Below are 14215 nucleotides of genomic sequence, written 5' to 3'. Positions count from 1 at the left end.
CGTCAGTTGGTGCTGGTCAGCCCCTCCGGCTGGCCAACCACGACAAAGCGCAGATCATCCGGCTTGAGATAGCGGCGTGCAACGTCGTTCACCTGTTCCAGCGTCACGGCGTTCACCTGGTCATTGCGGGTGTCGGCATAGTCGATGGGCATATCGGTGATCTGCATGCCGGTGATGATATTGGCAATCGGGCCGTTGCCGTCAAACCGCAGGGGATAGGCGCCGGTCAGGTATTTCTTGGCCGCGTCCAGCTCTTCCTGCGTGACGCCGTTTGCGGCGATATCGGCCCATTCATCCTTGATGACTTCGATCGCCTCGCCCACGCGGTTATTGGCGGATTGCACCTGACCCATCCAGAGATCCGCATGGTCGCGGTCGACGAGGAAACTATAGACGCCATAGGTCAGGCCGCGCTTCACCCGGACCTCCTTCATCAGCCTGCTTTCGAAAGAGCCGCCGCCAAGGATCGTGTTCAGGATGTAGGCAGGGAAAAAGTCGTCGCCATGGCGTTCGACCCCGGCATGCCCGAACAGCGCCACGGATTGCGGTGTGTCAAAGGGTACGACAGTCACGCCGCCGGTCAGCCCCAGATCGACATCGCCGGGCAGGGGGGCGCCGGTTTCGGGCAGATCGCCCAGCAGCTTGTCGAGCAGGGCCGCCAGTTCATCCGGTGTGATGTCACCGACGGCACCGATGTAGATGCGGTCGCGGGCCATCGTATCCGCCTTGGCGTTCAGGATATCCTCGCGGGTCAGGGCGGTGACGCTGTCGACGGTGCCGTTCATATCGCTGGCATAGGGGTGCTCGCCAAAGGCCTGCGTGTTGAACTCCTTGCCGGCGATGTCGTTGGGGTCCTTCTCGTCCGAGCGGATGATCGACACGATCTGTGCCTTCACGCGGTCCAGCGCGTCCTGGTCGAACCGCGGTTCGATCAGGGACTGTCGCAGCAGCTCCGTCGCCTCGTCGCGGTTCTCGCTGAGGAACTTCGCAGACACACTCAGCGTGTCCGCGCTGACGTCATAGCCGAAAGAGGCAGCCAGGCTTTCCTTTGCGCGGGAGAAGCCGAGCGCATCCATCTCGCCCGCGCCTTCCTCCAGCGTGGCGGTCATCAGGTTGATGGCGCCGCGCTTGCCGGGCCGGTCGAGGGAGGCGCCGCCCTTGAACCAGATCTCAAGCGCGGTGAAGGGGATCGAATGCTCCTCCACCAGCCAGGCCGTCAGACCGCCGGGGGTCTTGACCTCCTGGATATCGACCTCCGCCCGGGCGGCAGTCGTAAAGGTGGCTGCAAGGATAAGGAGGGCAGAAAAGAAACGGGTGATCACTGGCTGACCTCCTCGGCTGCGGGGGCAGGAATTTCGGGGGTCGCATCGGCTTCGGGGCCGCTGGAGGGCGCCTCAAGATAGCCGGTGACGGACCGGCGCGGGTCAAAGACGGACTTGGCGGCGGCGATGATCTCCTCCCCCGTGACGGCCTGCAGTATATCGGGCCATTGCTGCACATCCTCGATGGTCAGACCCTGCGTCAGGGCGCTGCCGTAGCGACGGGCGATGCGTTCCACATCGTCCTGCGCATAGACCTGAGAGGCGCGCAGCTGCATCTTGATCCGGTCGAGCTGTTCGGGATCGACACCCTCCTCGATGAACCGGGCGACGGTGTCGTCGAGCGCTTTTTCCGCCTCCTCCAGCGTCACACCGGCGGCGGGCACAATGACGAGGCCAAAGGTCGTGTCATCCAGCGAGGTCCCGTCGTAATAGGCAGAGGTATAGACCGCGGTCTGGGTGTCGAAGCTGAGCTTTTCGTTCAGATAGCTGGTCTGTCCGCCACCCAGAACCTCGGCCAGCAGGGTCAGGGCTGCGGCCTGTTCCTGATCGCCGGGATCGCGTTCGGGGGCCAGATAGCTGCGGCTGACATAGGGCTGGGCCACGCGCGGATCGGCATAGGCCATGCGGCGGGCGGCGGTCTGCGGCGGCTCCTGCGGGCGGGCGCGTTCGGGAAGATCGGGGTTGGCGGGGATGGGGCCGTAATATTGTTCGGCCAGCGCCTTTACCCCGTCCGGGGTCACATCACCTGCCACAACCAGAACAGCGTTATTCGGGGCGTAATAGGTGGTGTAGTAGTCCATCGCATCGTCGAGGCTCAGATGCTCCATCTCGTGGCGCCAGCCGATCACCGGCACGCCATAGCGGTGGTTGAGGTATTGCGCGGCGCTGGTCTGTTCGCGGAAGAGCGCCTGAGGGGAGTTTTCGGTCCGCTGGTTGCGTTCTTCGATGATGACCTCGCGCTCGGTCCTGATGTCGTCCTCGGTCAGGCGCAGGTTGCGCATCCGGTCACTTTCCATCGACATCATCAGGCCAAGCCGGTCTGCGGCCACGCGCTGATAATAGGCGGTGTGGTCATAGCTGGTGAAGGCATTATCCGTGCCGCCGTTTTCGGCGACCGTGCGGGACAGCTCTCCGCTTTCGAGGGAGTCTGTGCCTTTGAAGAGCAGATGTTCAAGGAAATGCGCCACACCAGAGACGCCGGGCGTCTCATCCGCCGATCCGGCCTTGTACCAGACCATCTGGACAACCACCGGGGCGCGGTGATCTTCGACGACGACCACCTGCATGCCATTGTCGAGGGCGAAGGTACTGACCCGGTCTTCCTGGGCCTGCGCGGCAACTGCCGTTGTCGTGAGAAATACCGCCACGGAAAGAAGTTTTGCCGTCGGGAGGAAGGTCATGCGCGATCCTTTATCTTGGCCCGACATCAGCGGATCCGGACAGGACATGGCCTGCCGGGATGCCGGCGCGTTTCCAGACAATAGACCGGCGCGCCTTTGGCGCAACAGCGAAGCGATCCGGCTGACAAGAGTTTGACCGGAACGTGAGCGTCTTTGGTTCAGGGGGCACGCTCAAAGCCCGACCCAGCCCGGGTCCGCAACCTAAGCCTGCAACTGGCGCACCTGTCAGTATTCCGGCGGTGCGGTCGGGGTCGGTGCGCCCGCGCGACGCCAGAGCCGCTTGGTCGCCTGCGAATCCAGCGTCTCTTTCTTGTAGGCCGGATAGTATTTGTCGGCGGCAAACACCTGCAGCCTCCGGAACCGGTACTGACGCTTGCGGAAGTCCGCATCCTCTTCGGCCAGAACGGTGCGGATATTGGGATCCACGCCGCGGCGGCCGGCTGCGGTGACCAGTGCGCCGTCTCCGGCGCCGACACCGCGCGACAGTTCTGCCGCCGGATTGCCGCCAAGCGCTGCGACCGCGTCGGCTTCGGGGGTCAGATCGGTCCGGTTCGATTGGCCGGGCGTCGGCGGCGGAAGCTCGGTCAGCGACAGCGGCATTTCCAGGGGGCGGTTCGGCACGATGGTAAATTCATCGGGCCCGTTGGAGCTTTGCCGGATATTATGGAGCGGATATTCGCCATCCTGTCCGCCGCATGCGGACAGGGCCATCAGCGCTGCCATCAGCGCCGGCAAAACCATGCGGTTCGGTGCGGTCATGATCACTCCCGTATTCCTTGGCCCAGAGGATTAACCGATTGCGGGGCTTTCGTCACGCGGCTTTCTCTGCCGGCAGCAGGATCAGCGCGGCGGCACCTAGGAAGATCGCGATATCCGCAACGTTAAAGGCGTAGGGATTGCTGATGCCGCAGCAGGTCACATTGAGAAAGTCGGCTACGGCGCCGTAGATCAGGCGGTCGATCACATTGCCGATAGCGCCGCCGACAAGCAGGCCGGCCGCAATCAATCCGATCCGGCGCGGTTTTTCTTTCCAGACCCAGAACAGAACGCCGATGGATATGATGCAGGCCAGGGCGATCAGCGCGTAGCGGGTCAGATCCGAATGATGCGCGATCAGGCCAAAATTCATGCCTGTGTTCCACGCCATGCGGAAGGTCACAAAGGGCGGCAGGACTTCGATCGTGCCCTTTTCGATCAGCCCCATCACATGGACAACCAGAACCTTGGTCAGCTGGTCGACAACGATGGTCCAGAACCCGGCCAGAAAGACAGTGCGCATCAGGTCGGGGCCTCAGTGCCGGAAATGGCGCATGCCGGTCAGCACCATGGCGAGGCCGGCCTCGTCCGCGGCCTTGATGACCTCATCGTCGCGCATCGACCCGCCGGGCTGGATAACAGCAGTCGCCCCTGCCTCCGCCGCCGCCAGCAAACCGTCGGCAAAGGGGAAGAAGGCGTCGGAGGCCACGACGGAGCCCTTGGCAGGCGTCTCGTCCAGACCGATCTCGCCCGCCATCCGCTTGGCCTTCAGCGCGGCGATGGTGGAGCTGTCGACCCGGCTCATCTGGCCTGCGCCAATGCCCACGGTGGCGCCGTCCTTGGCATAGACGATGGCGTTGGATTTCACGTGCTTGGCCACCTTCCAGGCAAAGAGCATATCGGCCATCTCCTTTTCCGACGGCTTGCGCGCGGTAACGACCTTCAGGTCGTCCATGTCGATATGGCCATTGTCCTTGTCCTGCACCAGCAGCCCGCCGGAGACCTGGCGCACCGTCAGATTGGCGATCAGCGGATCGGCGAGGCCGCCGGTCGTCAGCAAGCGGAGGTTCTTCTTGGCGGCGAAGATTTCGCGGGCCTTCGCGTCGGCCTCAGGCGCGATGACGACTTCGGTGAAGATTTTCACGATCTCTTCGGCCGTGTCGCCGTCCAGCGGCTGATTCAGCGCGATGATGCCGCCAAAGGCAGAGGTGCGGTCGCAGTCGAAGGCGCGCAGATAGGCGTCGCGCAGGGTCTCGCCCCGGGCCACGCCGCAGGGGTTGGCATGTTTGATGATCGCGCAGGCCGGGCCGTTGGCGGGCAGGAATTCCGACACGAGCTCGAACGCCGCGTCGGTGTCGTTGATATTGTTGTAGGACAGTTCCTTGCCCTGATGCTGTTTCGCGGTCGACACACCGGGGCGGGGCGAGCCGTCGGTGTAGAAGGCCGCCGTCTGATGCGGGTTCTCGCCATAGCGCAGCGTCTGGGCGAGCGTCCCGGCGAACACGCGGCGGCGCGGGGTCGGCTCTTCGATTGCGGCGGCCATCCAGGTCGACACGGCCGCGTCATAGGCGCCGGTGCGGGCATATGCGATCTGGGCCATCTTCTGGCGGAAGGCAAGGGTGGTCTGACCGCCGTTGGCCTTCAGCTCCTCCAGCAGGGCGCTGTAATCCTCGGTATCCACGACTGTGGTGACAAAGGCATGGTTCTTGGCGGAGGCGCGGATCATGGCGGGGCCGCCGATATCGATATTCTCGATACAGGTGTCGTAATCGGCACCTTTCGCGACGGTCTCCTCAAACGGGTAGAGGTTGACGATCAGCAGGTCGATGGGGGCGATTTCGTGTTCTTCCATCGCGGCCAGATGGGTGTCCTTGTCGCGCAGCGCCAGCAACCCGCCGTGGACCTTGGGGTGCAGGGTCTTGACGCGGCCGTCCATCATCTCGGGAAAGCCGGTGACATCGGCCACGTCGGTCACCGTCAGGCCCGCATCGCGCAGCATGCCGGCGCTGCCGCCGGTCGACAGCAGCTCCACGCCCATCCCGGACAGCGCCTTGGCGAGATCGAGAAGCCCGGTCTTGTCAGAGACGGAGATCAGCGCGCGGCGCAGGGGGGCAAGGTCGGTCATCTGGGTCATGGTCCTTTATGGTCTCAGGTCGCGCCGGCCATCCCGTCGCGGTTCAGGTCGCGAATGGAGATCGGCGTATTCTGGGCCTTGGCGATCGACCAGCGGATGCGGCTGGCGGAGTCATGGGCCTGCGAAGACAGAACGATCTGGGTGGTCGCACGCGGTTTGAGGCGGTTTTTCTCCAGATAGACGGAAGGTTCAAGTCGCAATTCTGCCGTACCGTCATGGCGGAACACCCAGAGCTCTCCGCTTTTCAGGGCAAGGGATACAACCGTGCCGCCCATATCAAGCTGTGCCTCGACCTCCGGGTGGAGGTGAAACCGGACCTGATAGCTGATGCCGGACATGCCGGATTCGGTCAGGGCGCGGTGGAATTTCTTTTTGGCATCGTCTTCGATGGCGATCAGCAGATCCTCACCGGCGACAGCGCGGCCGTCGAAGGTCAGCTCCAGCGTCCGGGCATGTGTCAGGCCGTAATTGCGCAGGTATCCGTCATGACCGCCCTGAAATCTCAGCCCGTCGGTCGCCTGGGTGATCCGGACGGGGACGCGATTGGGGCCGTCGACAAAAATGTCTTCGGTTCCGGTGCCGTCCTGACCAAGCCGCGCGCTGGACATGCCCTTGATGCTCAGCGTCGAATGGCTGGGCGTGGCGCGCCCGGCGCGCTGCCAGTCGGTTCCGAAATAGCGGCCGGACCCGCAGTTGACGATGACGGGCCGCCGCCCTGACGTCAGTTCGAACGCAAGGGTGGAGGCATGGGCGAACCGCGATGCCGGGCCACGTGGCGGCGGTGCCGCGTCGATGATGACAGAGGATCGCCCGGCAGACAGCCGCGCGAAGCCCATCGACAGGCCCTGTGACTGGCGGTGGCGGATGCCTGATGTCGCCAGGGCATGGTCCAACCGCCCTTCCTGACCGCGTCCGCCGCCGTGAAACCGGGCCAGGTTGCCATCGGCATGGCGCAGGCTGCGCAGGGCCGGCGCGATGCGGTCAATGGCTGACAGATGCTGATCGCCGGCCGGGACCGTGCCGTGACCCATGGCGGCCTCCGCATCGGTCAGCAGGACAAAAAGTTCCAGCAGGTCTTCGGGTGACCGCGTCGGTATGCCGCCCTGATCATCGATCCGGTCGCGGCATTCGCGTTCCAGCGCGGCACGGGCGGCGGGGACGTGCCGCTCCATCCCTTCCAGCGACAGGCCCGCATAGATCAGCCCGCAAAGCGCTTCGAAGCGCGGCAGGCCGGCGGGGACGGATTTCCAGCGTTTCGACAGGAAATGCGTCTGGTGGGCCAGCGAGCGGTACACCAGCTGATGGGTGTCGCGATCGGTGCCGCGCAGGTAGAAGAGTGCGTGATTGATCCAGCGCGTCAGGCGGCGGGCCGTCAGCTGGGCGGTCCAGCCGGGACCGGCGCCGCGCCCGTAAAGCCGGATCCAGTCCAGCACCCAGTTCTGAGCCCGCAGCCGTGTCTTGGCGTCACCGACGGCGGCCAGATCATCCAGCCAGGAAAACCCGTGCCGTTCCGCCTCAAAGGCGGCGTCGGTCGCGGGCAGCGACCAGATATCGTCACCCCCGCCTTCGATCAGGTGCCCCGCGAGCAGGAAATTCCCGGCAAGCATCTGCCGCCCCCGCGCAAAGCTGCCAATTGTCCGGGGCTCCGGCGGAAAGGCAAATCCGGTCGGCAGCCTGCGGCGCGCCGTCAGACGCGCCGTCAGACGGTCCCTCAGGCCGGGGCCGTCCGCTGTCCTGGGGATAAACTCGGTCATTCTGCCTGCTGTCGCTCTTGGGCGTTCCGGGGCACCTTACCGGGATGGCGCCCGAAGGTCATCGCGATTCGTAGAAAAGCTGTGCCGGGTCAGGCTGTACGGCGCAAAACGGCGCAGTAGAATCCGTCCATGCCCCCCAGGTCGGGCCAGTAGTCGGGACGCAGGCGCAGGCCGCCTTCCTCTGTGACCCAGGACGGGTCGATTCCCGCCAGATCAAGCGCATCGCGGTCGGTCGCAAGGCCGGGGTGCCGCAGAAGTGCTTCTTCGACCTGTACCTCGCCCTCGTCCGGCAGAAGCGAACAGGTGCAGAAACACAGCCGTCCGCCGGGCTTCAGCAGGGTCAGCGCGTGATCAAGGATCGAGGCCTGCAGATCGAACAGGGCCGCGAAATCGCTGCCGTCCTTGGCTTGCGGCAGATCGGGATGGCGGCGGATCGTTCCGGTGGCCGAACAGGGCGCGTCGATCAGGATGGCGTCCCAGCCGGATTCGGTGAATTCGAGCGCATCGCCGGTGATGAGCCGGGCGGTCAGGCCGGTCCGGGCCAGGTTTTCCTCGACCCGGCGCAGGCGCGACACGCTGATGTCGAGCGCGGTCACACGGGCGCCCGCTGTCGCCAGTTGCAGCGTTTTGCCACCCGGTGCCGCGCAGAGGTCCAGCACCTTCTCGCCCGGTTTTACGTTGAGAAGGCGGGCAGGGATGGCGGCGGCGGCGTCCTGCACCCACCATTCGCCCTGTTCATAGCCGGGCAGAGCAGAAACCTGCACCGGGCCGGCGACCCGCACCGATCCGCTGGGCAGATGCGTGGCGCCCAGCGTCCCGGCAAGTGTTGCCGCGGATGCGGGGTCGCGCGGGGTCAGGTCAAGCGGCGCGCCTTTGGCATGCGCGGTCTCGCACCCGGCGATGGCCGATTCGCCCCAGGCCTGAACCAGAGCCGGGCGCAGCCAGTCGGGCAGACGGTCGGGCGGCAGGGCGTCGGGTGGCACGGGCGCTGCCGCGATCTTGCGCAGCACCGCATTCGCCATGCCCTTGGCCCGGTTGTGACGGGCCATGGCGGCAATCTGGTTCACGGCGGAGTTCACGACGCCATGCGCGGCCTCACCGGAGCAGAGCTCATAGCTGGCCATGCGCATGACGTTCAGGACGGGCAGGGGCGGCAGATGGGCCACATGTTGCGCGATCATCGCATCCAGTGCGCCCATGTGGCGCAGCGTTTCCGTGGCCAGGCGTTGCGCCCGCGCCCGGGCCGGCGCGTCTAGCCGTGCGAGCGGACCCTTGGGGCCCATCATCTCTGGCAGCAGCTTGTGGTCTTCCAGCACGCCGTTCAGCAGGATCAGGGCGGCGCGGCGCGGGTCCGGTGGCGGCTTTGGCCGGTCGTCGCGTTTCGGCGCGGGTTTGCCGCCGGGCCGGCGCGGCCCCTTGTGAAAGGATTTTCGATCTTGGGGCGGGCGCGTCATGGGGCTTCCTTGCCGGGCATCAGGCGCGCGGTATAACATGGGCCGCAGAAGAAGGAAGCCAGCCATGTCCGAAGACGCCCGTACCGATCTGCCCGCCGCCGCGCAGCGCGCCCTTGCCGAGGCAGAGGAAAGGCGCCGCAAGGCCGCGACGCAGGAGCTGCCACCGGAACTGGGCGGGCGCGACGGGCCGGAACCGGTGCGCTATGGCGACTGGGAAAAGAAGGGCATCGCGGTCGATTTCTGATCTGCGCGGCTGGCGTCAGTCCGACAGGCCCAGCACATCCATCATATCATATTCGCCGGGCGCCCGCCCCTGCGCCCAGAGCGCGGCCTTGAGCGCGCCGCGGGCAAAGACCGCGCGGTCTTCGGCGACGTGACGCAGCACGATCCGTTCCGACTCGGAGGCGAAGATCACATCATGTTCGCCCACGATGCCGCCGCCCCGGATCGCGACAAAGCCGATATCGCCGCGCTTGCGGGCGCCGGTGATGCCGTCGCGGCCCCGGTCCGAGACCTTGTCGAGATCGACGCCGCGCCCGTCGGCGGCGGCCTGCCCCAGCATCAGCGCCGTGCCGGAGGGGGCGTCGACCTTGCGGTGGTGATGCGCCTCCACGATCTCGATGTCGAAATCCTCGTCTAAGGCGGCGGCGACCTTGCGGGTCAGCATGGTCAGCAGGTTCACGCCCAGCGACATATTGCCGGCGCGGACGATGACGGTGTCCTTGGCCGATCCGGCGATGGCGGCCAGATCCTCCGGCGCGAAACCGGTGGTGCCGATGATATGGGCGGTGCCGGTCGCGGCGGCCGCCTTCGCAAAGCCCACGGTGGCCGAGGGGGCTGTGAAATCAAGCACCGCGTCGGCCTCTTTCATCGCCGCCACAGGCTCTTCGGTTACGATCACCCCCATCTCTGCCCCGCCAAGGCAGGTGCCGAGATCGCGCCCGACCCAGTCATGCCCGGGCCGTTCGATGGCGCCGGTCACGGTCGCGCGGTCGCTCTGGCCCACGGTTTCGATCAGCATGCGGCCCATGCGGCCGGAGGCGCCGGTCACGGCAATGCGGGTCAGATCGGTCATTTGGGCTCCTTCGGGAGGTCGAGAACGTGCCGGCACTGCATATCCGCAAGGCTGCGACTTGGCAAAGGGCGCAGATCGGCTTATCTGCGAGGCATGAGCCGCAATATCCATCATGACGGGGCCGGACCCTCGCAGCGCCAGCTTCGCGTCGGTGAGACGATCCGCCGTGCGCTGTCGGAAATCCTGCAGCGGGGCGATATCCACGACCCCGAGCTGAACCGCCTGTCGATCACGGTGGGAGAGGTCCGCACCTCGCCCGATCTTAAGATCGCCACGGCCTATGTCGTGCCGCTGGCCGGCAAGGGGCAGGATGTCGTCGTCGAGCTGCTGGCGCGCAACAAGCATGAGCTGCGGCGGATGATCGGCAAGAAGCTGGGGCTGAAATACACGCCCGATCTGCGCTTCCGTCTGGACGAGACGTTTGACCGGATGGACGAGACCCGGCGCCTGTTCGGGCAGGATGACGTGCGCCGCGACGTCGAGAACTGACCGCTCATGCGCCGTCGGTTGCTCGCCTTGATCGGTCTAGGACTGGCCACCGCGTCCGGGGCGTCGGCCGTCGAGTGCCGGGACGAGACGTTTGCGGACAAGACCTATTCCGTCTGTCGGGTTGATGCGACGCAGGAAGAGCTGCGGCTGTTTCTCAACGATCCCGGTGGAACCCCCTACGGTACGTTCGAGGCGGTGGATGCGCGGCTTGCCGGCGAAGGGCTGCGGCTGGCCTTCGGGATGAACGCGGGCATGTATCATGATGACCGCTCTCCGGTCGGGCTCTACCGGGAAGGCGGGGCAGAGGCGCAGGGGCTGATCACCAGCGCCGGGCCGGGAAATTTCGGCCTGCTGCCCAATGGCGTATTCTGTTTCGGGCCGGGCTATGCCGAGGTGATCGAGACGCTGGCCTTTGAAAAGCGCGGCACGGCCTGCCCCAATGCGACACAGTCGGGGCCTATGCTGGTGATCGACGGGGCGCTGCATCCGAGGTTCCTTGAGGACAGCACGTCGCGCTATGTCCGCAATGGCGTTGGCACCTCTTCTGACGGGAAGACCGCCTATTTCGTCATGTCCGGCGCATTTGTGACCTTCCATGAATTCGGCAGGTTCTTCCGGGACGGGCTGAAGGTGCCTCAGGCCCTGTATTTCGACGGCAATATCTCTCGGCTCTACGCGCCGTCGCTGGGACGCAACGATTTCGGGCGCCGTATGGGGCCGATCGTCGGTGTCGTGGAGCCGGCACCGGAAGGGACCGGCGGTTGACGGGCAGGGCCTGACCGGGTACCCGCGCGGCGATCTCAGGGAAAAGAAGATGGCACGTACACGCAAGGGGCGCGATATTTCCGGCTGGCTGGTGGTGGACAAACCCGCCGGCCCGACGTCGAGCGCGGTGGTCAACAAGATCAAATGGGCGTTCAACGCGAAAAAGGCGGGGCATGCGGGAACGCTGGACCCCGAGGCAACCGGCGTTCTGGCCATTGCCCTGGGCGAGGCGACAAAAACCGTGCCCTATGTGACCGATGCGCTGAAGGCCTATGTCTTTCGGGTGCGGCTGGGGCAGGCGACCAATACCGACGATGCCGAGGGTGAGGTGGTGGCGCAGAGCGACCAGCGTCCGACCGATGACGATATCAGGTCTGCTCTGTCCGGGTTTGTAGGGGAAATCCAGCAGGTTCCGCCCCAGTTCTCGGCCGTGAAGATCGACGGTGAGCGGGCCTACAAGCGCGCCCGCGACGGCGAGGATATGCAATTGGCGGCGCGGCCGCTCTGGGTCGAGAGCCTGATCCTGCATGACCGCCCCGATGCCGATCATGTCGATCTAGAACTGGTCTGTGGCAAGGGCGGCTATGTGCGGTCGATTGCGCGTGACCTTGGGCGGACGCTTGGCTGTTACGGCCATGTAAAGCACCTGCGGCGCATCTGGTCCGGTCCCTTTGAGGCCTCCGAGGGCGCGACACTGGATCAGATCGAGGCGCTGGCCCGCAGCGCCGAGATCGACGATCTGCTGATCCCGGTCGAGGTCGCGCTGGACTGTCTGCCGGAAGTGACGGCGACCGAAGAAGGCGCCGCTAAGCTGCGCAACGGGAACCCGGGAATGGTGATCGCCTCTGACATCGACTACGGCGAGGAATGCTGGGCCTCGTTCCGGGGGCGGGCCGTTGCCGTCGGGGTCTATCGTTCGGGCGAATTGCATCCGAGCCGGGTCTTCAACCTGTGACGCAGGAACGGCGCCACCTTCAGGACGGGACTGAGTCCCGGGCGGTTTATTCGGACTGTGACACCTACCGCTACGACCTTGCGCGGGTCTGGGCGCCGGAAGGGCCGCGGCTGTGCTATGTCATGCTGAACCCGTCGACCGCCAGCGAGACCCGGAATGACCCGACCGTGGCCAGGTGTGAACGGCGCGCCCGTGCCTTGGGATATGGCGGGTTCCGGGTGGTCAATATCTTTGCCTTTCGCGCGACGGATCCGAAAGTGCTGATGCAGGCCGCGGATCCCGTTGGCCCGGACGGCGATGCCTATCTTCTGCGGGCCGCGGACTGGGCCGATCGGGTGATTGCCGCATGGGGTGTGCATGGTGCACATCGGGGACGGGGCGCCGAGGTGGCGGCGCTTTTGCGGCAGAGTGGCAAGCCCCTCTTCCATCTTGGCCTGAGCCGGGACGGCCACCCGCGACATCCGCTCTACATCGGCTATGGCGTTCGGCCGGTGGCCTGGGCGTCGGATGGCGCTCTGACCGGGGCGGATTGATCCGCTTTTCGATAATTTCTTTTTAAATCAGTGGTTAACCATGTTGGTCGACAGTGTTTGACGCATGGGGTGTGGGAACGTATCACGAACGAAAGATGCGGGGGTCCACATGTTGTTTCTGGCAAGCCTCATGGGTGTGGTTCTCGTCGGTGCGTCGGCATTCGTTGGCCTGACGCTGCCGTCGGACGATGAGGATGAGGCGCCGGAACCAACCGGGACCGGATCCGGCTCTACGGGCAATCTCCTTGATCTTGTAACCGGGGATGCCGGTGTGATCGACTCCGGTGCATCGGGGGATGATCTGCTTACCGGGACAGATGGGCCGGATCAGATCGGCGGGCGTGCCGGTGCGGATACCCTTTCCGGTGGTGCGGGCGACGACTGGATTCACGGCGGATCGGGTGCAGACCTGCTGTCCGGTGCGGCCGGAGAGGACAGGATCGACGCCGACAGCGGCGATGATGCCGTTTACGGCGGATCGGGTGACGATTCCCTCTTTGGACATATGGGGCAGGATCTGCTGTCCGGTGGTCTGGGTCAGGATGTGATGCATGGCGGGGCCGGGGCCGATTATCTGCAAGGTGGCTCCGGCGACGACGCGCTGCATGGGGGTCTGGACGATGACCGGCTGGAGGGCGGATCGGGCGAAGATACGCTGTTCGGGTCCTCCGGGGACGATTGGGTCAGCGGGTTCCAGGCACGGTTCGCAACGTCGGATGTCGCCCCTGCGTCAGGCGACGATGCGGTACAACCTGACGGGCGCGATTATCTGAACGGCGGGGCCGGATCAGACACCCTGTTTGGTGATTCCTCCGATGTTCTGACACTGGGTGACGGTGCAGACACGGTTGTGCTGGGGAGCTGGATCGGGTCAGGCGACAGCGCCGCGGATGTCACCGATTTCATTCAGGGCGAGGATCAGTTGATCCTGGTCTATGATGATGCAGAAACCGGCACGCCAGAGGTTACAATCAGCCGCGAAACGGATGCCGTGCGTATCGCGCTGAATGATGTTGTGGTGGCGACCCTGCCCGCCGGGACACCGATTGCCATGTCGGATATCGCGGTCATGCCGGAACAGGCGGCGGCCGGCAGTTTTGGCCCGCCCGTCTGACCTGGCGTCCGGCCTTGCGACGCTTGTTCAAAGGGCTTTTCTTTGCCTCTGCTTTGCCCTATACGCCCGGGATCGTCCCGGCTGCGCCGTCGGCGACTATTTCTGGACCTTGCTGGACGACATCCCGGCTTGCGCCCGCCACCCTTTGACCAAGGAGAGACCGATGTCGATTACTGTTGAAGAAAAACAGCGCCTGATGAAGGAATACGCAACCAAAGACGGCGACACCGGTTCGCCCGAAGTCCAGGTTGCCATCCTGACGTCGCGCATCTCGACTCTGACCGAGCACTTCAAAGAACACACCAAAGACAACCATGGCCGTCGCGGCCTTCTGAAGATGGTTGCGCAGCGTCGGAAGCTGCTGGACTATCTCAAAGGCAAAGATGAGCCCCGGTACCAGGACCTGATCAAGCGTCTGGGCATCCGTCGCTAAGGTTGCCATTGGGGTGAACCCCAAGGTTACG

The 14215-nt window shown here is 65.0% G+C and carries 15 protein-coding genes; 7 read left to right on the top strand and 8 right to left on the bottom strand.

Translation table 11 applies throughout. The annotated features are described in order from the left end of the window. Positions 1-2: 2 nt before the first annotated feature. The 7 genes from ACRARG_RS10260 to ACRARG_RS10230 form a co-directional block, all read right to left on the bottom strand. Positions 3-1319 (bottom strand): M16 family metallopeptidase, encoded by a 1317-nt coding sequence (locus ACRARG_RS10260; protein WP_432691351.1) that lies wholly within the window; start codon positions 1317-1319, stop codon positions 3-5. Further along, complete coding sequence (locus ACRARG_RS10255) at positions 1319-2722, bottom strand: M16 family metallopeptidase (protein WP_432689913.1); 1404 nt, start codon at positions 2720-2722, stop codon at positions 1319-1321. Before ACRARG_RS10255 ends, ACRARG_RS10260 begins: the two co-directional genes overlap by 1 nt. 225 nt (positions 2723-2947) lie before the next feature. Continuing rightward, the gene (locus ACRARG_RS10250; protein ID WP_432689912.1) at positions 2948-3481 is read right to left on the bottom strand and encodes a DUF3035 domain-containing protein; all 534 of its coding nucleotides are present in this window, start codon (positions 3479-3481) and stop codon (positions 2948-2950) included. Positions 3482-3533: 52 nt separating this feature from the next. Continuing rightward, on the bottom strand, positions 3534-4001 hold the full coding sequence (gene lspA / locus ACRARG_RS10245) for a signal peptidase II (RefSeq protein WP_432689911.1): 468 nt from the start codon (positions 3999-4001) through the stop codon (positions 3534-3536). Positions 4002-4013: 12 nt separating this feature from the next. After that, on the bottom strand, positions 4014-5603 hold the full coding sequence (purH, locus tag ACRARG_RS10240) for a bifunctional phosphoribosylaminoimidazolecarboxamide formyltransferase/IMP cyclohydrolase (RefSeq protein ID WP_432689910.1): 1590 nt from the start codon (positions 5601-5603) through the stop codon (positions 4014-4016). Between the two features lie 23 nt (positions 5604-5626). Next, complete coding sequence (locus tag ACRARG_RS10235; RefSeq protein WP_432689909.1) at positions 5627-7366, bottom strand: heparinase II/III family protein; 1740 nt, start codon at positions 7364-7366, stop codon at positions 5627-5629. Positions 7367-7455: 89 nt separating this feature from the next. Then, positions 7456-8820, bottom strand: coding sequence for an RsmB/NOP family class I SAM-dependent RNA methyltransferase (locus ACRARG_RS10230; RefSeq protein ID WP_432689908.1), 1365 nt, complete (start codon positions 8818-8820; stop codon positions 7456-7458). 64 nt (positions 8821-8884) lie between these two features. Between ACRARG_RS10230 and ACRARG_RS10225 the strand changes: the two genes are divergently transcribed. Then, positions 8885-9064, top strand: a complete 180-nt coding sequence (locus ACRARG_RS10225; protein WP_432689907.1) for a DUF1674 domain-containing protein — start codon at positions 8885-8887, stop codon at positions 9062-9064. A gap of 15 nt (positions 9065-9079) precedes the next feature. On the opposite strand, the gene dapB is transcribed toward ACRARG_RS10225, so the two are convergent. Continuing rightward, positions 9080-9895 (bottom strand): 4-hydroxy-tetrahydrodipicolinate reductase, encoded by an 816-nt coding sequence (gene dapB / locus ACRARG_RS10220; RefSeq protein ID WP_432689906.1) that lies wholly within the window; start codon positions 9893-9895, stop codon positions 9080-9082. Between the two features lie 93 nt (positions 9896-9988). Here dapB and rbfA point away from each other — a divergent pair, with 93 nt between their 5' ends. The 6 genes from rbfA to rpsO all read left to right on the top strand — a co-directional run bounded on the left by rbfA (position 9989) and on the right by rpsO (position 14184). Then, the gene (gene rbfA / locus ACRARG_RS10215; protein WP_432689905.1) at positions 9989-10384 is read left to right on the top strand and encodes a 30S ribosome-binding factor RbfA; all 396 of its coding nucleotides are present in this window, start codon (positions 9989-9991) and stop codon (positions 10382-10384) included. A gap of 6 nt (positions 10385-10390) precedes the next feature. Next, positions 10391-11149, top strand: coding sequence for a phosphodiester glycosidase family protein (locus tag ACRARG_RS10210; RefSeq protein WP_432689904.1), 759 nt, complete (start codon positions 10391-10393; stop codon positions 11147-11149). 49 nt (positions 11150-11198) lie between these two features. After that, complete coding sequence (gene truB, locus ACRARG_RS10205; protein ID WP_432689903.1) at positions 11199-12104, top strand: tRNA pseudouridine(55) synthase TruB; 906 nt, start codon at positions 11199-11201, stop codon at positions 12102-12104. Then, positions 12101-12637, top strand: a complete 537-nt coding sequence (locus ACRARG_RS10200; RefSeq protein WP_432689902.1) for a DUF1643 domain-containing protein — start codon at positions 12101-12103, stop codon at positions 12635-12637. The genes truB and ACRARG_RS10200 overlap by 4 nt, the downstream gene beginning before the upstream one ends. 109 nt (positions 12638-12746) lie before the next feature. Continuing rightward, positions 12747-13751 carry a calcium-binding protein gene (locus ACRARG_RS10195; RefSeq protein WP_432689901.1) on the top strand — a complete coding sequence of 335 codons (1005 nt, stop codon included), beginning with the start codon at positions 12747-12749 and terminating at the stop codon, positions 13749-13751. A 163-nt stretch (positions 13752-13914) separates the two neighbouring features. Beyond that, complete coding sequence (gene rpsO, locus ACRARG_RS10190; RefSeq protein ID WP_432689900.1) at positions 13915-14184, top strand: 30S ribosomal protein S15; 270 nt, start codon at positions 13915-13917, stop codon at positions 14182-14184. Positions 14185-14215: the final 31 nt, after the last annotated feature.

Source organism: Pseudooceanicola profundi, from assembly GCF_050897955.1.
GTDB lineage: Bacteria > Pseudomonadota > Alphaproteobacteria > Rhodobacterales > Rhodobacteraceae > Pseudooceanicola.
The sequence above is the reverse complement of the archived record's forward strand: the minus strand, read 5'-3'. Positions and strand labels throughout refer to the sequence as shown.